A 20,831-nucleotide genomic window follows, 5' to 3' on the forward strand; every position below is an offset into this window, starting at 1 on the left:
GCTTTGTCCAGACTCAGAACAAGTTGTCCTGGTCTGCAAACAAACTCATCACCGAGTCACCGCGGGCAATCCGCTGGATCGTTTCTGCGATCAGCGGGGCCACGGAGAGCTGGCGAATCTTGGCGCAGCCGCGTGCGGCCGTGCTCAAGGGAATGGTATTGGTCACCACGACTTCGTCGAGGGCCGAGCCTTGGGTGATGCGCTCAATGGCAGGGCCCGAGAAAATCGGGTGCGTGCAGTAGGCGTAAACCTTTTTGGCGCCACGTGCCTTGAGCACTTCCGCCGCCTTGACCAGGGTGCCGGCGGTATCGATCATGTCGTCCATGATGACGCAGTTGCGTCCATCGATTTCACCGATCACGTGCATCACTTCGCTGACATTGGCCTTGGGACGGCGCTTGTCGATGATGGCCAGGTCGCAATTGAGTTGCTTGGCCAGCGCACGGGCACGAACCACGCCACCGACGTCGGGCGAAACCACAATCAGGTCTTCATAGTTCTTTTGGCGCAGATCGCCCAGCAGCACCGGCGAAGCGTAGATGTTGTCTACCGGAATGTCGAAGAAGCCCTGGATCTGGTCGGCGTGCAGGTCCATGGTCAGTACGCGGCTGACACCGGCCGCTTGCAGCATGTTGGCCACCACCTTGGCGGTGATGGGCACACGGGTGGAGCGGGGGCGGCGGTCTTGCCGTGCGTAACCAAAATAGGGAATCACAGCGCTGATGCGTTCAGCCGAGGCGCGCTTGAGCGCGTCGACCATGATCAGCAGTTCCATCAGGTTTTCGTTGGTGGGTGCGCAGGTGGACTGCACCACGAACACGTCGCGTGCGCGGACGTTCTGGTTGATCTCGACGGTAACTTCGCCGTCCGAGAAGCGCCCCACATGTGCGGCGCCCAGCGTGATACCCAGGTATTGGGCAATTTCAGCTGCCATGCCAGGATTGGCATTGCCGGTGAAAACCATGAAGTCGGGGTGGTTGGCTTGCATGAGCGTTCCAGCGGTCTGAAATTAATGCCTGTACGCGACAAAGATTTGGCAGGGGAGAAAGGATTCGAACCTTTGCATGCTGGAATCAAAATCCAGTGCCTTAACCAGCTTGGCGACTCCCCTACACAGGCCTGCTGCGTTTATAACAACAAGCCGAAACTTTCATCTTTTGCCCACCCTGCCAGAGGATGAAGCAGCAGATTTTCACATACCCTGATCTGCCATGCGCTTGGAGCGCCATCAAGATCTGCCGCATGTGGCATTTGTGCAAACACCGCACTTCCCGAGCCCGTCATTCTGCCATGTAATCCGCGAGTTTCAAGCCATTTGATGGCTTTTTCTACTTCCGGGCACAGTGCCTGAGCAACGTTCTGCAAGTCGTTTCGACCGAAGTCAAAGTGTTCTGCAGCAAAGCCTGAGATTATAGCACTATCAGAATCGCGTTTCAGGCCTGGAGATGAAAAAATTTCCCGGGTATCCAATCCTGCCCCAGGTTTGACGACTGCAAACCGGGCCGAAGGCAGCGCATTGGTGCCTGTCAGAGGCCGTATTTTTTCACCAATTCCTTCCACCCAGGCGTTGTGCCCGCACAAAAAAAATGGCACATCTGCGCCCAGCTGCACGGCGATGGCTTGGAGCGCCTGCACGCTCAGGTGCAGGTTCCATAGCCGGTTGAGTGACAGAAGCACCGTGGCGGCATCGGATGATCCGCCGCCCATGCCGGCCTGGGACGGAATGCGTTTGAATATGCCCATGTGTACACCGTGGGTGCAGCCTGTAGCGCTTTGCAGCGCCCGCGCTGCACGCACCGCCAGGTCTTGCGCTGGCAGGGCGGGGCCCAGGTCTTCGCGGCTGATCTGTCCGTCGGTGCGCAGTGAAAAATGCAGCGTGTCACACCAGTCAATCAGCATGAAGACCGATTGCAGCAGGTGGTAGCCATCGGGCCTGCGGCCGGTGATGTGCAGAAAAAGATTCAGCTTGGCAGGTGCCGGGACGTCGTAGAGTGCTTGCATGGTTTCCGGCTCAGTGGTCCAGTACGATGCGCAGCGTAGTGCGTGGGGTGGGATCGTTGCGCTGTGCCACAAGGCGTCCTTGATCCAGCGCGCCCAAGTCTGCCTGCCAGCCGTCAGCACGGGTCTGGGTGCCAGAGAGCCAGTCGAACAGGGCCGCGACCGGAATGGGCGTGCCCGTGGCTTGCAGAAGAAGATCCTCCAGGGAGCTTGACGCCTGGGTTTCCCCGCGTGCGCTCAGCCGGGCTTGGCCCGGCTCCCATTGCAGTCGAGCGATCAAGGTGCCAAGGGGGCTGAGCAGCGCCAGTTCGCCCTGGGCCGGAGAGCCCTGCAATTCAAAGCTGGCGGAAAAGGATTGCGTCTGCTGGCCTTCGACCTGCAGGGCCAGTCGGCCACTCCAATGGGGTTGCGTGGGCGCTGCTGTGGTGGGGATTTGTGCGCACCCGGCCAACCCCAGGAACATGCATGCCAATAACCACGCCAGTAAAGCCTGCCAGGCAGGGCGGGCGGCGCAGGGCAGCGTTTTCAAGTGCGCGAGTGTCTGGCCCATCAGAGCTTGATGTGCAGACGTTTGAGGGTCTCGCGCAGGGTTTCGTTGTCTGGATTAAGCCGCTGACTTTCTTTCCAGATCGTTTTGGCGCGTTCCTGGTGGCCTAGCGCCCAGAGAACTTCACCCAGGTGGGCTGCAAGGTCTGCATCGGGACGGATGGCAAAGGCGGTCTCCAGCAGACGCAATGCCTCAGCAGGGTTGCCCATGCGAAATTCCACCCAAGCCAGGCTGTCGGTAATGAAAGGATCCTTGGGTGCATAAGTGAGCGCCTTCAACACCAGTTCTTTGGCTTCCGTGAGCCGTATGCCGCGATCTGCCAAGGAGTAGCCCAGGGCGTTGTAGGCATGGTGGTAGTCGGGTTTGCGCGCGATGATCTGGCGCAGCAGGCGCTCCATCGCGGCATGGTCCCCATTTTTGTCCGCAAGCATGGCCAGTTCGTAGGTCAGGTCGTCGTCTTCCGGGGACTGCTCCACCAGCTTTTTCTGCAAGGCATAGGCTTCGCGGTATTTATGCACATCCCGCAGCAATTGCACTTCGGCCATCAGGTTCATGCGCCGGGCTTCGTCGGTGTCGGCCGGGATGCTGCGGATCAGGGCGCGGGCCTCAGCCAATTTGCCTTGGCGGGCCAGCAGGGACGCACGGCGGGTCTGTGCGCTGAAGAGATCTTGTGCATTTTCAATGCGGCTTAGCCATTGCTCAGCGGCGGCATAGTCCCCCCGCTTCTCTGCAATCTGGGCGCGTAGCAGATAGGCAGAGGTCATGTTGGTGCGGTTGATCGTGGCGCTGTTGCCAGGCTCCACAAGCGTGGAATACTTTTGTAACGAGGTCTCTGCGTTGTCCAGGTCACTATCCTGGAATTGCAGCGCGGCCAGTGCCATCCACGCCTGGGGAAGATCGGGCTTCTCGGTGGTGACAAGATCGAGCTGCTGCCGCGCTTCGGTGTAGCGCTGCCATTCCAGCAGCTGGCGGGCGTAGACCATGCGGATTTCTGGAGAGGGTTTGCCTTCCAGGTAGCGTCGCAGCAATGGTTCAGCCTCGGTCGTGCCTGCTTCCAGGAGTTCCAGTGCCAGCGCCGCAGGCTTGTCGTCCAGAGGCGCAAGATCCTGGGCCTTGCGGGCGGCCTCCAGGGCGCCTTGCTTGTCGTTTGCCATCAATCGCATGCGCCCGAGCACCGTCCAGGCCGTGGTACTGACAACAGGGTCTGCAAGGCTGCTCTGCAGTGCTTTTTCCGCCACCGATGCGGCCAGGGCCTTGTCAGAAACCCTGGCATACAAGGTTGGCAGTGCCGGCAAAAAGGTGGCTCTGTCCTCTGGTTTTTGGAGGTCCAGTATTTGCTGAAGTGGGCCGGCGGAATCGTCGACGCGGTTGAGCGCTACCAGAATCTGCAGCGCATACCGATGGGCGTCGATGGACCGGGGCTTGGCGGCTGCCCAAGCCTGGGCCGCCGCCAGAGCAGGTTCGCCGGAGCGCGATTGCAGGGCGATATCGACGGCACGCTTGTAAAGGCCCTCGTCATTGCTGCTGCGTGCGGCCTCCAGCATGAGCGAGTAGCCCGTGGCGGGGTCTCCCCCTCGGGTCACAATTTCACCGAGCAGTATTTCGTAGAACAGTGCTGCATCCAACAAAGCGTCCGATGCAGCGGTACCGTTTTGGGAAGTATTTTCTGGCACAACAGAAAACTGGGCCCATGAAGGTTTGGCGCCGACCGTGAGGACAATAACCAGCGAGGCTGCCAGGAAGCGAAAAAATGGGACCATCGGGCCATAATAATCCATGCCCGTAAAACGGCACGAAGGTGTTGCAGCATGCCCGAGTTACCAGAGGTTGAGGTCACGCGCCGAAGCTTCGCGCAAGCCATCGAAGGCGCCCGCGTTTTGCGTGTTTTTCTGGGAAAGCCCCTGCGCTGGCCGTTAGGGTGTGAATTGGATACGCTGGTCGGCCGGGTGGTGGTCAGTGTTCGGCGGCGCGGGAAGTACCTGCTGCTGGATCTGGATCAGGGGCTTGTACTGCTGCATTTGGGCATGTCAGGCAGTCTGCGATTCATGCCTGCGGAATTGCCCCCGGGCCCCCACGACCACTTTGACTTGGTCACCACGGCGGGCGTTTTGCGCCTGAATGACCCACGGCGTTTCGGCGCCGTGGTGTATGCCGCTAGCGAGCAAGCGCCGGCAGCTTGCAAGTTGCTGGGGCGGTTGGGTATGGAGCCGCTTTCCGATGATTTTTGCTGGAGTGATTTCCAGGCCGGGTTGCGTGGAAGCAGGGCGTCCGTCAAGCAGGTTCTCATGGCGGGGCGTCTGGTGGTGGGGGTGGGAAACATTTATGCCTCGGAGGCTTTGTTTCTGGCGGGTATTCGCCCGACGACATCGGCGGCGCGCATTGGCGCTGTGCGGGCGCGCCGCTTGTATGAGGCGATCCGGCAGGTCATGGCGCGCGCCGTAGAGCGGGGTGGCAGCACTTTACGCAATTTTTCCAGCGCCGATGGCAGTGTGGGCCACTTCCAGAGCGAGGCGCATGTTTATGGTCGGGAGGGTGTGCCCTGTCATACTTGTGGCACCCTCGTGCGCATGGTGCGCCAGGGGCAGCGCAGCAGCTATTTTTGCCCCCGCTGCCAACGCACTTGAGGTTTTGGCACCACGAAACCGCGTGAACACGGCGTTTATGGGCCGTGCGATGCTATATTTTGTGCCTATCTGTGGGCAGGCTGTCCATTGAACTCCGGGAGCAAAGTGGGACCTTCATTCAACGAACAGTTTGAGCAGCACGGGACGTGGCGGCGTGAGTTCGCCCAACAACTGAAACAGTTGGGTGAATGGATGGGGGGTCATGAGCTCATGGATTCCGCTGTCCAGGAACGCTTGCAGCGTCTGGAAGACCAGGTGCGGACCGATAAGGTCATGGTGGCTTTTGTCGCCGAGTTTTCCCGTGGCAAGTCCGAACTGATCAACGCCATCTTCTTTGCCGGCTATGGCCGTCGCATCATGCCGGCCAGCGCAGGGCGAACGACGATGTGCCCGACCGAGTTAGGGTACGACGCAGCGCTGGCGCCCTGCCTGCGCTTGCTCCCCATTGAAACCCGGCTGCAGTTGTCGAGCTTGGCCGAATGGCGTTTGAAGCCCGACCGTTGGGTGAATGTGGCTCTGGATATCAACGACGCAGAACAAATTGCCCAGTCGCTGGAAAAAGTGACACAGGTGCGCCGGGTCAGTGTGGATGATGCCCGTACGATGGGCTTCTGGCACGATGAACTGCCCGATGAAAACCCGTCCAAGGATGCGGAAGGCTTGGTGGAGGTGCCCATGTGGCGCCATGCCATCATCAATATGCCGCATCCCTTGCTCAAGCAGGGGCTGGTCATTCTGGATACCCCTGGCCTGAATGCGGTGGGCGCCGAACCAGAACTGACGGTGAACCTGATACCGCAGGCGCATGCGGTTGTGTTCATTCTGGGGGCGGATACCGGAGTGACCCGTTCTGACCTCGCCATCTGGCGCGAGCATCTGGCGACCACGCCGGAGAGCATCGAGGCGCGGCTGGTTGTCCTCAACAAGATAGACACCCTCTGGGATACGCTCAATTCGCCCCAGCAGATTGATGAGCAATTGGAGCGCCAGCGCCAGACCTCTGCAGAAATGCTGGGTGTGCGTCTGGACCAGGTGATTCCCGTGTCGGCCCAAAAGGGGCTGGTTGCAAAAATTTCCTGCGACGACGTGATGCTGGAGACAAGCGGCTTGCCTCTGCTGGAGGATGCGCTGGCCCGAGGGGTCATGGGTCAGCGGCAGGCCATTTTGCGTTCTGCCGTAGGAACAGGGATTTCCGGTTTGCGGGCGGAAACCTCGCGGGTGCTCAATATTCGGCGGCGCGATCTGGATGATCAGATGGCGGAATTGCGCAGCCTGCGCGGCAAGAATGCTGCAGTGATCGGATCGATGCGCAACCGCATTGAGCAGGAGCAGCATGAGTTTGATCTGAGTGCGACCAAAATCCATGCCGTGCGGTCCGTGCACCTGAAACTGTTGCGTGAGGTGTTCCATAAGCTCGGCACCAAGGCGCTGAAGGAGCAGTTGGCCGATCTGATGGGTGTCTTGCAGCAAAAAGGACTCAAGCTCGGGGTGCGCAAGCAGTACGCTGAAACCTTTGTGCGCCTGAAGGGCACACTCGACACGGCCCAGGCATCAGCGACAGAAATCCATGCCATGCTGGAAGGTACTTTCCGGCAATTGAATGCCGAATTTGGATTCTCATTGCAGGTGCCTGCCGTTCCATCGCTGGAGACGTTTGCACTGGAACTCGATGGCATCGAGCAAAACCATATGCAGTATCTCAGCGTGGGCAATGCTCTTAAGCTGGTACAGCCAGAATTTGCCGAGCGGCTGGGACGTGCGCTTTCGATGCGTCTGAGAACCGTATTTGAATCGGCCGCCAATGATCTGGAGCTTTGGAGTAAATCGGCGACGGCACAGCTCGATGCCCAGTTGCGGGAGCGCAGGCGCAGTTTTGCCCGCCGTATCGAGGCTGTCGATCGCATTCAGCAAGCCGCAACGGGGCTGGAAGAGCGGATCGGTGAGATCGAGGATGGCGAGGCCGCGCTGGATCGCCTGGACAAACATCTGCACCAACTCACTGAAGAATTGATGCATCTTGCGGACGAACCGCAAGAGACTGAGCACCACGATATTTTTTCGCCGGCATGAGTATGGACGATGGGCGGGTCGCCACGCTGGTGATGCAGTGGCAGCGAGCGCATGGACGCAGTCATTTGCCATGGCAGCAATCGCGTGATCCGTACCGCGTATGGCTTTCGGAGATCATGCTCCAGCAGACGCAGGTGCGCACGGTGCTGGATTACTTTCCCCGTTTTCTGGAGCGCTTTGCCAATGTCCGCGCGCTCGCAGAGGCTTCGCAGGATGAGGTTCTGTCGATGTGGAGCGGGCTGGGCTACTACAGTCGAGCCCGCAATCTGCATCGATGCGCACAGCAGGTGGTTGCCGTGCATGGCGGCGCTTTCCCTGCTTCGGTCCTGGAATTGGCTGCCTTGCCGGGCATTGGACGCTCCACGGCGGGAGCAATTGCAGCGTTCTGCTTTGGTGAAAGGGCGCCAATCCTGGACGCCAATGTGCGCCGCGTCCTGACCCGGTTGCTGGGTTTTGGTGAAGACCTGGCTGTTGCATCCAACGAGCGCAGGCTCTGGCAAGAGGCCACGGATTTGCTTCCGCACAACCAGCTGGCAGAGGCCATGCCCCGCTATACGCAAGGCATGATGGATCTCGGCGCCATGGTCTGTGTGCCTCGCAAGCCGCTGTGCGATCAATGTCCACTGCAGCGGGAATGCCGTGCACTGGCGCAAGGGGCGCAGGAAATGTACCCAGTGAGAACGCGCAAACTGGTGCGCAGATCCGAAGCGTGGTGGTTATTGCTGCTGCGCGATGGGCAGGGGCGTGTGTGGTTGCAACGCCGGGAGTCCCGTGGCATATGGGCGGGGCTGTATTGTGTTCCCGTGTTTCACCGGTACCAGGATCTGGTTGAACATGCCTTGTGGGGCATTGCACTGAACCGGGTCGAGCAACCTGCTTTCTTGCATGTGCTCACCCATCGGGATCTGCACTTGCATCCGGTGTTGGCGCATGCCGCGGAGTCTGCGGCCGTGTCTGGTGACGAAGGGGAGTGGTTCAGTGCGCCGGAGTGGCGCCAGTTGGGACTGCCAGCGCCTGTGCGCAAGCTGCTCGATGAAATAGCCTGACTTGGCGGTCTTGCAGCAGCAGGATCAGCGCCCGTCGAGCTCGCGGTGGCGGCGTTGTGTGGGCCATTGGCCACTAAAAGCTTGTGCCAGGCGTTCCACCAGGTATACAGATCGGTGCTGTCCTCCGGTGCAGCCAATCGCAACGGTGACATAGCTGCGGTGGTTTTGTGCCATGGCTTCAAGCCAATGGGACAGAAAGGTCTCTATATGTTGGCGCATGAGCGCAACATCCGCTTGCTGGTCCAGAAAGTCCATTACTGGTTTGTCTTGCCCCGTGAGGTGGCGCAGATCTGCCTCGTAATGGGGATTGGGCAGCATGCGCACGTCAAAAACGTAATCCGCGTCCATGGGGATGCCGCGTTTGAACGCAAAAGATTGGAACACCAGTGACAGCTGGTCGGGCAGCGAGGAAATGAGGCCCTTGACGTATCCCTGCAACTGTGATGCGCGGATGTTGCTGGTATCGATCACGTGGGCTGTTTCGCGCAGGTCGGCCAGCAGTTCCCGCTCCAGTTCAATGACCTGCACCAGCGCTCGCTGTCGTTCCGTCAATTCTCCGTGGAACAGCGGATGGCGGCGGCGGGTTTCAGAGAAGCGTCGTACCAGTGTGTCGGTGGTGGCATCGATGAAGAGGGAATGCACAGTGCAACCCTGGGCCCGCAATTCCTGCAGCTTTTGCGGGACCTGGGGCAACGAGGTGGCGCTACGCACATCCATGGCGATGGCTAGCCGATTTCCATGGTGCTTGTGCTCCAGAGCCACGAAAGGCAGCAGCAGTTCGGGTGGGAGGTTGTCAACGCAGTAAAACCCCGCATCTTCCAGCGCGCGCAACGCCACTGACTTGCCCGAGCCGGACATTCCCGTAATGAGCGCAATCTCAAGCTGCATGGTTCAGTGAGCTCCTGTCGGAATGGTGTGGTGCATGCCCAGCATCTCGCGTGCATGGGCTCGTGTGCTGGGCAGTATGCGCTCGCCCCCCAGCATGCGTGCCAACTCTTCAATACGAGTATCGCCCTGAACAGGCATGACCGTGCTGGTGGTGATGTCGCCGCTTTGTTTGGAAACCACGAGGTGGCAGTGTGCGCAGGCAGCCACCTGGGGTAGATGGGTGACGGCCAGTACCTGGCGGTCTTGTCCCAGTTGTTGCATCAATCGACCGACCGTGGCTGCTACAGCGCCACCAACGCCAGCATCGACCTCATCGAAAATCAGCGTGCCCGCTTTGCCCAAGGCACTGGTGGCCACGGCAATGGCCAGAGAGATCCGTGAAAGCTCCCCGCCGGAAGCCACCTTTCCGATCGGGCGCGGCGTCATGCCAGGGTGTGTTGCCACCAGGAAGGATATGTCGTCCACGCCATGCGCCGCCGACTCGGCGGCTCTCTCGATATGGACGGCAAACATACCACCCATCATGCCCAATTCCTGCATGGCCGCGGTGATCGCACGGGATAGCCGTGGAGCGGCTTTGGCGCGGGTCTGTGAAAGGGATCGCGCGGCATCCTGGTAGGCCTTGGCATATTTGCGCTCTGTTTCCTGCAAGACGGCCAGATCGGCTGCGCTGTCGAGTTGGTGTAGATCTTCCTTCCAGGAGTGCAGGAGCGAGGGTAATTCTTCTGGGGCTCTCTTGTAGCGCCTGGCCAGTGACATCCACAGGGCCACCCGAGTGTCGGCTTCTTCCAGAGAGCGAGGGTCCAGATCGGCATGGCGCAGATAGGCGTGCAGGCTGCGTACGGTTTCATCGGCTTGCGCCAGGCTTGCGGCAAGTGTTTCTGAGAGCTCGACAAAAGCGGGCTCCAGGTGTTCGCGGGCTTTGAGCAGATCGAGCGCGCGTGCCAGGCCCGTGCGGGCGCTTGCGTCTTCGGCATCCAGAATGCCAAGGGCTTTCTGGGCTGTTTCCAGTAATTCCTGGGCATGCAGCAGGCGCGTGTGCTGGGCGTTGAGGGTTTCCCACTCATCGGCTGCTGGCGCAAGTTTGTCCACTTCTGCAATCTGCCATTGCAGTCGTTCGCGTTCGCGTTGGAGTGTCTCTTGGGCTGCATGCGCATGCGTAACCTGGGCCTGCGCAGAGCGCCAAGCGGCCCAGCATGTTTGAACATTCATGGACGAAGTGCCGGCATAGGCGTCCAGCAAGGCGCGGATGGAGTCTGTGCGCACCAGGCTTTGCCAGGCATGTTGCCCATGGATGTCCAGCAGTTGCTCGCCGAGCGCACGCAACTGCGTCGCGGTTGCGGGGAAGCCATTCACCCAAGCCCGGCTTTTGCCTTGCATGTCAATGGTGCGTCGCAACAGGAGCGCTTCTTCCTGCTCAAACCCCCACTCTTCCAGCCAGGGGAGGAGGGACGTTGGGCAGTCAAACTCTGCGCTGATGTCCGCGCGCTGGGCGCCTTCGCGAACAAAGCCTGCATCGGCCCGTGCGCCCAAGGCCAGCTGCAATGCTTCGATGAGGATCGATTTTCCGGCGCCGGTTTCGCCCGTCAGGGCTGTAAAGCCCGCGCTGAAGTCCAGTTCGAGTGCTTGCACAATGACAAAGTCACGCAGTGCAATGCGTCGGAGCGCCATTGTCAGGAGCCTCCTTCGTTCCAGCGCAGTTTTTTGCGCAGCGTGTCAAAGTAATTCCAGCCCCTGGGATGCAGAAAACGGACGCTGTACTCGGACCGGCGCACCAGTATGCGGTCGCCATGCAGTAGGGACGCGAGCGATTGCATGTCGAAATTGGCACTGGCATCGCGGCCACTCACCAGTTCAATGGCAATTTCCGTGATGTCGGCAAGAACGATGGGGCGGTTCGACAAGGTGTGGGGTGCAATGGGCACCAATACCCAGCCTGGGATCGATGGATGGAGCATGGGCCCGCCAGCGGAAAGCGCATAGGCCGTAGATCCGGTGGGCGAGGCAATGATGAGGCCGTCCGCGCGCTGGTTGGCCACAAAATGGCCATCGACCTCCACCCGCAACTCCACCATGCCTGACGTCGCACCTCGATTGACCACGACATCGTTCATGGCGAAGGCGTCAAAAACAATCCGGCCTTCTCTTTCTACCCGGGCATGCATCAGGGGCCGGTGGTCTTCCTCGTATTCGCCATGCAGCATGGGTGTGAGGGTCGTCTGGTAGTTCTCTAGCGGAATGTCGGTGACAAATCCGAGGCGCCCTTGATTGATGCCGATCAGAGGCGTGCCGTGTCGTGCCAACTGGCGGCCAATACTCAGCATGGTGCCGTCGCCTCCGACCACAAGACCCAGGTCGCATTGCTCGCCAATCGCGTCAGCATCCAGCGTGGGATGCTGGTCCATGCCGGTCGCTGCGGCGGTGCGCGTTTCCATGGCCACTTTGCAGCCCTGGCTCAGCAAAAAATCGGCAATGTCTTCCATCAATTGCCGAGACCCTGCTGCAGCCGTGCCAGCAACCTGGGACTGGTACTTGCCGATCAGTGCGACATGGCGGAAGTAAGGTGTCATATTGAAATTACATCACTAAAATCAACACATGCTGGATGACCGTGCCAAGTTGTTGCTCAAAGCGTTGGTAGAGCGCTATATCGAAGATGGACAACCCGTCGGTTCGCGTACGCTTTCGCGTGCTTCGGGGCTTGAACTCTCTCCGGCGACTATCCGCAATGTCATGGCTGACCTGGAAGAGTTAGGGCTGATTGCAAGTCCGCATACCTCTGCAGGACGCATACCGACTGCCAGAGGGTATCGACTGTTCGTGGACACTATGCTCACGGTGCAACGCGAACAAATCACCTCACATGCATTGGCGCCTGAGCAGCCGCAGAAGGTGATCGCGAATGCAGCGCACATGCTCTCCAATTTGTCGCAGTTTGTGGGTGTGGTCATGGCGCCCCGCCGGTCTTCCGTGTTCCGGCATATCGAGTTCCTGCGCCTGTCCGAACGGCGGTTTCTGGTCATCATTGTCTCGCCCGATGGAGACGTGCAGAACCGGGTGATCTTTTCCGAGACTGACTTTACGCAGACGCAATTGCTGGAAACCGCCAATTTTCTGAACGCTCACTATGCCGGGATGGCAATGGAGAAGGTTCGGGAGAGAATAAAAACCGAAGTGGAGTCGCTGCAGGGCGAAATTGCAGCGCTGATGAAGGCCGCTGTCAACGTCAGTTCTGAGGCGCTCACGCAAGCCCAGGAAGAGGTGGTCATCTCCGGTGAGCGCAACCTGCTGGCTGTCAGTGATTTTTCGAAAGACATGGGTAATTTGCGTCGGGCTTTCGATCTGTTCGAACAAAAAACGCAGATCTTGCGCTTGCTTGATGTCTCCAGCCAGGCAGAAGGGGTGCGCATTTTCATCGGCGGCGAAAGCCAAGTGGTTCCTTTTGAGGAGCTCTCCGTGGTCAGTGCCCCTTACGAGGTGGATGGGCAGATCGTAGGCACCTTGGGTGTCATTGGTCCCATGCGCATGCCTTATGAAAAAATGATCCAGATCGTGGACATCACGTCCAGGCTGGTCTCGAACGCGCTAAGTCACCACAAGTGAATCTACAATAGACAGCTTGAATGGGCCGTTAGCTCAGTTGGTTAGAGCAGAGGACTCATCGAAATGGTGACCACGGAAAGTAATTTCCGTCGGAAAACCGGGTGAACTCAAGGAAACCTAAAGCGCAAGCCAAGGCAATCTTGAGCCAAGCCCGCCGAAGGCAGGTCGAAAGACCGGTAGGCGGGAAGGTGCAGAGACTAGGACGTGAGGAGCCCATCCGATAAGCGTCCCCCGAGCGCCCGGCACCCCAACAGTTCGGCTGTGGGTGATGACATAGTCCAAGGAGTGGGGAAACCCACGCAAACTTGAATCCTTTGGTCGTTGGTTCAAGTCCAACACGGCCTACCATTCAAAATTTTCGGTGCACCGGGCGCGGGTGCCCGTTTTCAGTGGCTTATGCCTTCGTTGCTTCAGGCGCATCCATGGGCAATGTTTCTCGCTGCGTGCCGTGACCAGGCCAATACTGATCCCTGTGGCGGCTGGGTAGCGCACGGAACGTGCTGTAGACGCGCCTGTGCGGTCGTGCAAATCCCACGCTGTGAAATGGGTTGAGATTCGATGGTTTTTCGGCTGTGGCGTTTGTGGAATAAGCGTCAATAGCTATTAAAATTATAGCTATAAAGCGTGGTGCGCGTTTCGTTTCGGCAAAGGAAAAAGCCCTGACATCTTGCGATATCAGGGCTTACCTGTTGGTGCGGCTGGCAGGAATTGAACCCACGACCCCTTGGTTCGTAGCCAAGTACTCTATCCAACTGAGCTACAGCCGCTAAGCCTCAAATTATAGCAGGAAATCAGCTTTTTGAAGAATTCCTGCGAAAGATTGTTTTGTAAGCATTGCTGCATGCAAAACACATCAGAAGCAGGTGTGGATTGTAATTCAAGAAACTCCGTCTTTTACGGCTAGCGACTGCGTGATGCGGCGCTGGCGACGGCCAGTGCCGTCATGTTGAGCACGCGGCGCACGGTGGCGGCAGGTGTCAGGATGTAGGCGGTGGCGGCGACGCCCATCAGGATGGGGCCCACGGTCACACCGCCGCTGGTGGTGGTTTTGAGCACGTTGTAGAGGATGTTGGCAGCGTCGATGTTCGGGCAGATCAGCAGATTGGCTGAGCCTGTGAGGGTGGAATCCTCCATGTAGGCCCTGCGAATATTGGGCTCCAGCGCCGCGTCGCCATGCAGCTCGCCGTCGCATTCGATCTCGGGGTGGGCTGCGACAAACAGGTCGCGTGCCAGGCGCATTTTGCGGGCCGAGGCGCGTTTCGATGATCCGTAGCTCGAATGCGACAGGAAGGCCACCTTGGGTGGGTGACCGAAGCGCTGTACTTCCTGGACCGACATCCAGGCAATGTCGGCCAACAACTCGGCGCTGGGGTCTTCGTTGACGTAGGTGTCGGCAATGAACAGCGGGCCGCGGTCGCTCATCAGGGCGTTGAGGGCTGCATAGTGGGTCATGCCGGCCTGTCGGCCCAGGATGCTGTGGATGCGTTCCAAGTGTGTCTCGTAGGTGCCCACCAGGCCGCAGATCATGGCGTCTGCGTCGCCCAGCGCCACCATGAGCGCGGCGATGATGGTGTTGGATCGGCGCACGGCAGCCTTGGCCATCTCGGTTGTGGCACCGTCGCGCTTCAGCAGTTGATGGTAGTGCTCCCAATACTGGCGAAAACGTGGATCATCTTCCGGGTTGCAGATCTCTACGTCCTTGCCGGGCTGCATGCGCAGGCCGGCCTTCTGGATGCGTGCCTGGATCACGGCGGGGCGGCCGATGAGGATGGGGCAGGCGATATGGTCGTCGATGGCCATCTGGGCGGCGCGCAGGGCGCGTTCGTCTTCGCCATCGGCATAGGCGACGCGCTTGTGGGCATCAGGCAGGCTCTTGGCGGCGTTGACCACTGGGCGCATGAGGATGCCGGTCTGGTACACAAAGCGCGCAAGGTTTTCCTTGTAAGCCTCCATGTCGGCAATGGGCCGCGTGGCTACGCCTGATTCGAAGGCGGCCTGGGCCACGGCGGGCGCGATCTTGAGGATGAGGCGCGAGTCAAACGGCTTGGGGATCAGGTATTCGGGGCCAAAGGTCAGCTCCTGCCCGGCGTAGGCCGTCGCTACTTCGTCGCTGGTCTCGCTCTTGGCCAGATTGGCAATCTCGCGTACGCAGGCCAGCTTCATCGCCTCGGTGATCTTGGTGGCGCCACAGTCCAGCGCGCCCCGGAAGATGTAGGGGAAGCACAAGACGTTGTTGACCTGGTTGGGATAGTCCGAGCGGCCCGTGGCCATGATGCAGTCGGGACGTACGGCCTTGGCCAGTTCGGGGCGGATCTCGGGCTCGGGGTTGGCCAGTGCCAGGATGATGGGCCTGCTGGCCATGGTCTTGACCATTTCCGCCGTGAGCACACCGGGTGCGGAGCAACCCAGGAACACGTCCGCACCATCCACCACGTCGGCCAGGGTCCGGGCCTCGGTTTTTTGCGCATAGCGGGCCTTGGACTCGTCGAAGCCACCAGGGCGACCTTCGTAGACTACGCCTTTGGAGTCCACCATGAAGACGTTGCTGCGCTGCACGCCCAGGCCGACCATCACGTCCACGCAGGCAAGGGCGGCGGCGCCAGCGCCGGAGACGGCTATCTTCACCAAACCAATGTCCTTGCCCACCAGTTCCAGGCCATTGAGCAGCGCGGCGCTGGAAATGATGGCCGTGCCGTGCTGGTCGTCATGGAACACGGGAATGTTCATGCGCTTGGACAGCTCGCGCTCGATGTAGAAGCACTCGGGCGCTTTGATGTCTTCGAGGTTGATGCCGCCGAGCGTTGGCTCCAGCGCTGCAATGATCTCGATCAGCTTGTCCGGGTCGCGTTCATCCAGTTCGATGTCGAACACGTCCACGCCGGCAAACTTCTTGAACAGGCAGCCCTTGCCTTCCATCACCGGCTTGCTGGCCAGCGGGCCAATGTCGCCCAGCCCGAGAACGGCCGTGCCGTTGGTGATCACGCCCACAAGGTTGCCGCGTGCGGTGTAGTCAAAGGCCTTGGACGGATCTGCCTCAATATCCAGGCAGGGGTAGGCTACACCGGGCGAATAGGCCAGGGACAGGTCGCGCTGGTTGGAGAGAGGCTTGGTGGGCGAGAGTGAAATCTTGCCCCGCGTGGGGTTGCGGTGGTACTCGCGTGCGGCATCGCGCAGGGCTTGCTCGGCAGCGGAAAGGGGCGTCGTCATACGGAAATCCTGTGAGTTTCAGCAAAATGCAATCGGACCGCCGGGGTGGACTGTGGTCTGAGCCAACAATAAAGCCCCTGGCTAAGGGGCTTTATACGCCACGTCAGAAGGCATGGCGGGATCTACGGCAGTGCTCGGGCAAGACGCTAGTGGGCGTCGGCCTGGCGCGCGGCGTCTACGGCAGCGGAGGTGTCGCTGCTGGCGCCATTGAAAAAGACGTTCAAGGCTACGGCGGTGATCGAGGCCAGAAGGATACCGGATTCAATCAGGGGGTGGATGGCGTGCGGCATCCACTGGCGAAAGCTCGGAGCAATCAGCGGGATCATGCCTACGCCGATCGACACCGCCACGATCATGGCGTTGAAACGGTTGGTCTTGAAATCCACGCCGCCCAGGATACGGATGCCCGTGGCAGCCACCATGCCGAACATGACCAGGCCAGCGCCGCCGAGTACCACGGTCGGGAGCGACTCCACCAGCGCTGCCATCTTGGGCAGCACGCCCAGCACGATCAGGATGACCCCGCCCGCCACGCAGACAAACCGGCTCTTTACACCCGTGACCGCCACCAGCCCTACGTTTTGCGAGAAGCTGGTGTAGGGAAAGGTGTTGAAGATACCGCCCAGGAGCGTACCCAGGCCATCGGTCCGCAGGCCGCGGGTCAGGGCGGCCTGGTCGATCTTGCGGTCGGTCATCTCGCCCAGGGCCAGGAACATGCCGGTGGACTCGATCATCACCACGATCATCACCAGAGTCATGGTCAGGATGAGCATGGGATTGAAGATGGGGGCGGCAATTTCGAAGGGCAGCACCAGGTCGAACCACTGGGCCTTGGCCACTTTTTCAAACGACATCATCCCCATGCCCACGGCCACCATGGCGCCGATGATGATGCCCAGCAGCACCGAGATATTGGCAATGAAACCCTTGCCAAACTTGGCGATCAGCAGGATGGACAGCAGCACCAGGCCCGAGATGCCCACGCCCGTGAGGTCGGCATAGCGGGGATTGGGAATGGTGGGCACCACGGCAAAGCCCTTGGGTACCGGAGGCAACGACGAGCCGGGAGCGCCCGCGGCCGACTGCGCTTCGGTCAGCCACTTGATGTGTTCGGGGTTGACCACACTGGGGGCGGTGGGTCCGACCGGGTTGCCAAAAATCCAGTTGATACCCACGCGCATCAGGCTGATGCCGATGATGGCAATGATGGTGCCCGTGACTACAGGCGGAAAGAAGCGCAGCATGCGGCTGACCATCGGCGCGATCACGATGGAAATAACCCCCGCACCGATGACGGATCCAAAGATAAGCCCCGCGCCTGCAGTTCCGCTGGTGGTTTGCGCCATGGAGATCATGGGAGCCACTGCGGCAAAGGTCACGCCCATCATCACGGGCAGCTTGATGCCAAACCAGCGCGTGGCGCCCAGCGCCTGGATCAGTGTGACCAGCCCGCATACGAACAGGTCCGCCGAGATCAGCTTGGCCACCTGGTCCGGCGTGAGGTTGAGGGCGCGCCCCACGATCAGCGGCACAGCCACAGCACCGGCATACATGACCAGGACGTGTTGCAGGCCCAGGGCGGTGAGCCTGCCCAGGGGCAGTCGCTCGTCCACAGGATGAACAGTGGGTTCCATTCGGAGGCTCCTTTGGTGGGGCGGCGCCAGCCAATTCGGCGGTGCTCGTTAATCCATACAAAAAGTGTATACAAAAATAGCCGACGGATTTCTAGCGACAAACCCCTATGCAGTGCCCCGCTGCGCAACCCTTCGGGAGCGCGTGCCGTGCCGTGGTCTCACGGCATCCGTCAGCGCGCCTGCGGACGTTCTGCGGGCCTGCGGTCAGGCCAGCAGGTCGTGCAAAGTGCGCGCGATCACCTTGGTGGCACAGCGCAGGTCTTCCAAGTCCAGGCGTTCGTCGGCACGCTTGGCGTGGGATTCGAGCACCGTGCGCGGGCCCGCGCCGTAGATTACGCCGGGGATACCGCGCTCGACATACAGGCGCACGTCGGTGTAGAGCGGTGTGCCCAGGGCGGGCACGGGCTCACCCAGCAGAGCCTGCGCATGTTTCTGGATGGAATCCACCAAGGGCTGGTTGCCGGGCAGGGGCGTCATGGCGCGGGCCAGCAGCAGGCGCTTGATCTCTGTCGTGATGCCGGGGCGCTCGCCCGCTGCCTGTTCGATGGTGCGGCGGATGCTCGTTTCCACGTCAACGGGGTTTTCCTCGGGGATCATGCGGCGGTCGAGCTTGAACACTACCTTGCCAGGTACCACGTTGGTGTTGGTGCCGCCCTCGATGCGGCCCACGTTCAGGTAAGGGTGGGTAATGCCCGCCACGCTGGATGTGATTTGCTGGTATTGCTGGTTGAGGGCGTACAGCGCGTTGAGGATGTGCACCGCGCCCTGCAATGCATCCACGCCGGTGTGCGGCACGGCGGCATGGGCCATTTTGCCGTGCACCGTCACTTCCATTTGCAGGCAGCCGTTGTGGGCCGTGACGACCTCGTGGCTGAAGCCTGCGGCAATCAGCAGGTCGGGTTTCGTCAGCCCGTTCTTAAGCAGCCAGCCGGGGCCGAGTTCTCCGCCAAATTCTTCGTCGTAGGTGAAGTGCAGTTCCACTGCGCCCTGCGTGGGCCGGGCCACGGCTTCGAGCGCCCGCACCGCGAAGGTGAAGCTGGCAAAGTCGCTCTTGCTCACGGCGGTGGCGCGGCCGTACATGGTGCCATCGACAATCTCGGCGCCGTAGGGGTCGTGCGTCCAGCCTTCGCCCGGGGGCACCACGTCGCCGTGGGCATTGAGGGCGATGGTGCGGCCCGAGCCGGGGGCGCCATAGGGGCGGCGCACGATCAGGTTGGTGATGGACTCCATGCCGTAGGCCTGCACATCGGCGGCGGGTACGGGGTGTTGCTCGGCCTCAAAGCCCAAGTCTTTCAGCAGCTCTGCGGTGCGCTGGGCATGCGGTGCGTTGTTGCCGGGCGGGGTATCGGTGGGCACGCGGACCAGGGCCTGCAGAAAGCGCACCTCCTCGTCAAAATGTTGGTCGATCCAGTGGTCCAGGGCGGTGTAATCGGGGGTCATGCGGGTTCCTTGGCGAGCTGGTGCAGGACATGGCTGAAGGCCTCCACGGCCAGCTGCATGTCGTTGTGGGTGGTGGATTCGAGCGGGTTGTGGCTGATGCCGGCGTTTTCGCCACGCACAAACAGCATGGCCTGGGGCATCACCTCGTGCAGTTTCATGGCGTCGTGGCCGGCGCCGCTGGGCAGGCGCAGCAGTGGCACGCCCAGGGCGTTGACGGCGTTTTCCCAGCGCTGCTGCCAGGCCGGTGCGCTGGGTGCGGCGGCGGCGCGCATGGTTTCTTCCAGCGTGAGCCGCAGGCCGCGTCGTGCAGTGATCTGGCGCAGTTGTGCCAGTACATCGCGGTCCAGCGCGTCGCGCTGGGCGTCGGTGGGTGCGCGCAGATCCAGCGAGAATTGGCACCGCCCGGGTACTACGTTGATGGAGCCGCCCGGCACATTCCACTGGCCGATGGTGCCGACCGAGTCGCCGTCCTGTGCGGCGCGCTGTTCCAGGTACAGCGCCAGTTCGGCCACGGCCATGGCGGCATCGCGGCGGTTGTCCATGGGGGTGGTGCCGGCGTGGCTGGCCATGCCGGTCACCTCGCCTACATAGCGCACGCTGCCGTTGATGGAGGTGACTACGCCCAAGGGCAGGTCCAGTCCGTTGAGTACCGGGCCCTGTTCGATGTGCACTTCAATGAAGCCCAGATAGTGCGCGGGGTCGCGTTGCAGCCGGGGAATGTCGTCAATGCACAGGCCAGCGTGCTGCATGGCGGCGCGCAGGGTGATGCCGTCGGCATCCTTCTGGTCGAGCCAGGCGGGGTTGAAGTCGCCGATCAGTGCCCCCGAGCCCAGAAAGGTGGCCTTGTAGCGTTGGCCCTCTTCCTCGGCGAAGGCCACCACTTCAATGCCGAACGGCAGGCGTTGGCCGGCGCGGTGCAGTTCGCGCACGCAGGCCATGGGCACGAAGATGCCGAGGCGCCCGTCGTACTTGCCGCCGTTGCGCACGGTGTCGTAGTGCGAGCCGGTCAAAAGGTATTTGGCGGTGGGTTGTGCCCCGTGGTAACGGCCCACCACATTGCCCACGGCGTCGATCTCGACCTCGTCAAAACCGCAGTCGCGCATCCAGTGGCTGAGCGCTTGAGCGCAGGCGCGGTGTGCGTCGGTGAGATAGGTGACGGTGAGCTGGCCTTTTTCGGCATAGCCGGGGTCGGAATGTTCGGCCAGCTTTTCATGCCAGTCCCACACATCGCTGCCCAGCAGCGGTTCGGCGCCGAACTTGTCGTTCAGGCGGATTTCCGCGATGCGGTGGATGTTGCGCAGCGCTTCGGCCTGCTCAAAGTCGGGGTGGTTGTCCAGGCGGCGTGCAAAGGTGTCGATGATCTGCTGCTTGCTCAGCCCCGTGCCCCGTGGGCCCCGCACCGCCAGGATGAACGGGAACCCAAAACGGGCGTTGTAGTCGGCATTGAGTTGCTGCAGCTGCGCAAATTCTGCCGGGGTGCATTGCGTCAGGCCCGCCTTGTTTTGCTCGTGGGTGGATTCGGCGGTGAGGCTTTGGTCCACCATGGCCTTGCCTGCCAGTTCGGGGTGGGCGCGGATGAGGGCGCGCTGTGCCTCGCTGCTGGCGGTGCGCACGGTATGCGCCAGGGTGTGCTTGAGGTGCGCCAGCGAACGAAACGGCCGCTCGCGCAGTGCAGTTTCGGCAATCCAGGGTGAATGCTCGTAGATGCCGTCGAGCCATTGCAGGGCCTGGCTGGCGCTGGCAGCGTTGAGTTGGTCGAGGGTGAGTGCCATGG

Annotated in this window: 15 protein-coding genes and 2 tRNA genes; 4 read left to right on the plus strand and 13 right to left on the minus strand. The window is 60.9% G+C overall.

What is annotated here, in order from left to right:
- Window positions 1-13 precede the first annotated feature (13 nt).
- The 5 genes from C8D04_RS00400 to C8D04_RS00420 form a co-directional block, all read right to left on the minus strand.
- Window positions 14-988, minus strand: coding sequence for a ribose-phosphate pyrophosphokinase (locus C8D04_RS00400; protein ID WP_116003097.1), 975 nt, complete (start codon window positions 986-988; stop codon window positions 14-16).
- A gap of 46 nt (window positions 989-1,034) precedes the next feature.
- Window positions 1,035-1,111, minus strand: a tRNA-Gln gene (locus C8D04_RS00405).
- Window positions 1,112-1,128: 17 nt separating this feature from the next.
- Window positions 1,129-2,001 carry a 4-(cytidine 5'-diphospho)-2-C-methyl-D-erythritol kinase gene (gene ispE, locus C8D04_RS00410; RefSeq protein ID WP_116003098.1) on the minus strand — a complete coding sequence of 291 codons (873 nt, stop codon included), beginning with the start codon at window positions 1,999-2,001 and terminating at the stop codon, window positions 1,129-1,131.
- A gap of 10 nt (window positions 2,002-2,011) precedes the next feature.
- Complete coding sequence (locus C8D04_RS00415) at window positions 2,012-2,548, minus strand: outer membrane lipoprotein LolB (RefSeq protein WP_165829113.1); 537 nt, start codon at window positions 2,546-2,548, stop codon at window positions 2,012-2,014.
- Window positions 2,548-4,173 (minus strand): tetratricopeptide repeat protein, encoded by a 1,626-nt coding sequence (locus C8D04_RS00420; protein WP_233521065.1) that lies wholly within the window; start codon window positions 4,171-4,173, stop codon window positions 2,548-2,550. The genes C8D04_RS00415 and C8D04_RS00420 overlap by 1 nt, the downstream gene beginning before the upstream one ends.
- Before the next feature lie 180 nt (window positions 4,174-4,353).
- Between C8D04_RS00420 and mutM the strand changes: the two genes are divergently transcribed.
- From mutM to mutY, 3 genes are all read left to right on the plus strand, one after another.
- Window positions 4,354-5,169, plus strand: coding sequence for a bifunctional DNA-formamidopyrimidine glycosylase/DNA-(apurinic or apyrimidinic site) lyase (gene mutM / locus C8D04_RS00425; RefSeq protein WP_116003100.1), 816 nt, complete (start codon window positions 4,354-4,356; stop codon window positions 5,167-5,169).
- Between the two features lie 210 nt (window positions 5,170-5,379).
- Window positions 5,380-7,239, plus strand: a complete 1,860-nt coding sequence (locus tag C8D04_RS00430) for a dynamin family protein (protein WP_243405753.1) — start codon at window positions 5,380-5,382, stop codon at window positions 7,237-7,239.
- Window positions 7,236-8,285, plus strand: coding sequence for an A/G-specific adenine glycosylase (gene mutY, locus C8D04_RS00435; RefSeq protein WP_116003101.1), 1,050 nt, complete (start codon window positions 7,236-7,238; stop codon window positions 8,283-8,285). The genes C8D04_RS00430 and mutY overlap by 4 nt, the downstream gene beginning before the upstream one ends.
- Window positions 8,286-8,309: 24 nt before the next feature.
- Here the strand turns inward: mutY and rapZ are convergent, their stop codons facing one another.
- Genes rapZ through C8D04_RS00450 form a run of 3 tightly spaced genes read right to left on the minus strand, consistent with a single transcriptional unit; the run spans window position 8,310 to window position 11,743 of the window.
- A complete protein-coding gene (gene rapZ / locus C8D04_RS00440; RefSeq protein ID WP_116003102.1) occupies window positions 8,310-9,173 on the minus strand; it encodes an RNase adapter RapZ in 864 nt (287 codons plus the stop codon).
- 3 nt (window positions 9,174-9,176) lie between these two features.
- Window positions 9,177-10,844, minus strand: coding sequence for a DNA repair protein RecN (gene recN / locus C8D04_RS00445; RefSeq protein WP_116003103.1), 1,668 nt, complete (start codon window positions 10,842-10,844; stop codon window positions 9,177-9,179).
- A gap of 2 nt (window positions 10,845-10,846) precedes the next feature.
- Entirely contained in the window at window positions 10,847-11,743 is an 897-nt protein-coding gene (locus tag C8D04_RS00450; protein WP_116003104.1) for an NAD kinase, read from the minus strand.
- 28 nt (window positions 11,744-11,771) lie between these two features.
- Here C8D04_RS00450 and hrcA point away from each other — a divergent pair, with 28 nt between their 5' ends.
- Window positions 11,772-12,776: a heat-inducible transcriptional repressor HrcA gene (gene hrcA / locus C8D04_RS00455; protein ID WP_116003105.1), complete on the plus strand. Its 1,005-nt coding sequence runs from the start codon at window positions 11,772-11,774 to the stop codon at window positions 12,774-12,776.
- Between the two features lie 690 nt (window positions 12,777-13,466).
- Here the strand turns inward: hrcA and C8D04_RS00460 are convergent.
- The 5 genes from C8D04_RS00460 to uraD all read right to left on the minus strand — a co-directional run bounded on the left by C8D04_RS00460 (window position 13,467) and on the right by uraD (window position 20,829).
- Window positions 13,467-13,543: transfer RNA gene (locus tag C8D04_RS00460), tRNA-Arg, on the minus strand.
- Window positions 13,544-13,676: 133 nt separating this feature from the next.
- Window positions 13,677-15,983: an NADP-dependent malic enzyme gene (locus tag C8D04_RS00465; RefSeq protein ID WP_116003106.1), complete on the minus strand. Its 2,307-nt coding sequence runs from the start codon at window positions 15,981-15,983 to the stop codon at window positions 13,677-13,679.
- A gap of 146 nt (window positions 15,984-16,129) precedes the next feature.
- The gene (locus tag C8D04_RS00470) at window positions 16,130-17,617 is read right to left on the minus strand and encodes a nucleobase:cation symporter-2 family protein (RefSeq protein ID WP_116003107.1); all 1,488 of its coding nucleotides are present in this window, start codon (window positions 17,615-17,617) and stop codon (window positions 16,130-16,132) included.
- A gap of 204 nt (window positions 17,618-17,821) precedes the next feature.
- Window positions 17,822-19,057 (minus strand): ArgE/DapE family deacylase, encoded by a 1,236-nt coding sequence (locus C8D04_RS00475; protein WP_116003108.1) that lies wholly within the window; start codon window positions 19,055-19,057, stop codon window positions 17,822-17,824.
- A complete protein-coding gene (gene uraD, locus C8D04_RS00480) occupies window positions 19,054-20,829 on the minus strand; it encodes a 2-oxo-4-hydroxy-4-carboxy-5-ureidoimidazoline decarboxylase (RefSeq protein WP_116003109.1) in 1,776 nt (591 codons plus the stop codon). The genes C8D04_RS00475 and uraD overlap by 4 nt, the downstream gene beginning before the upstream one ends.
- Window positions 20,830-20,831: the final 2 nt, after the last annotated feature.

The organism is Simplicispira sp. 125 (assembly GCF_003096555.1).
Taxonomy (GTDB): domain Bacteria; phylum Pseudomonadota; class Gammaproteobacteria; order Burkholderiales; family Burkholderiaceae_C; genus Simplicispira.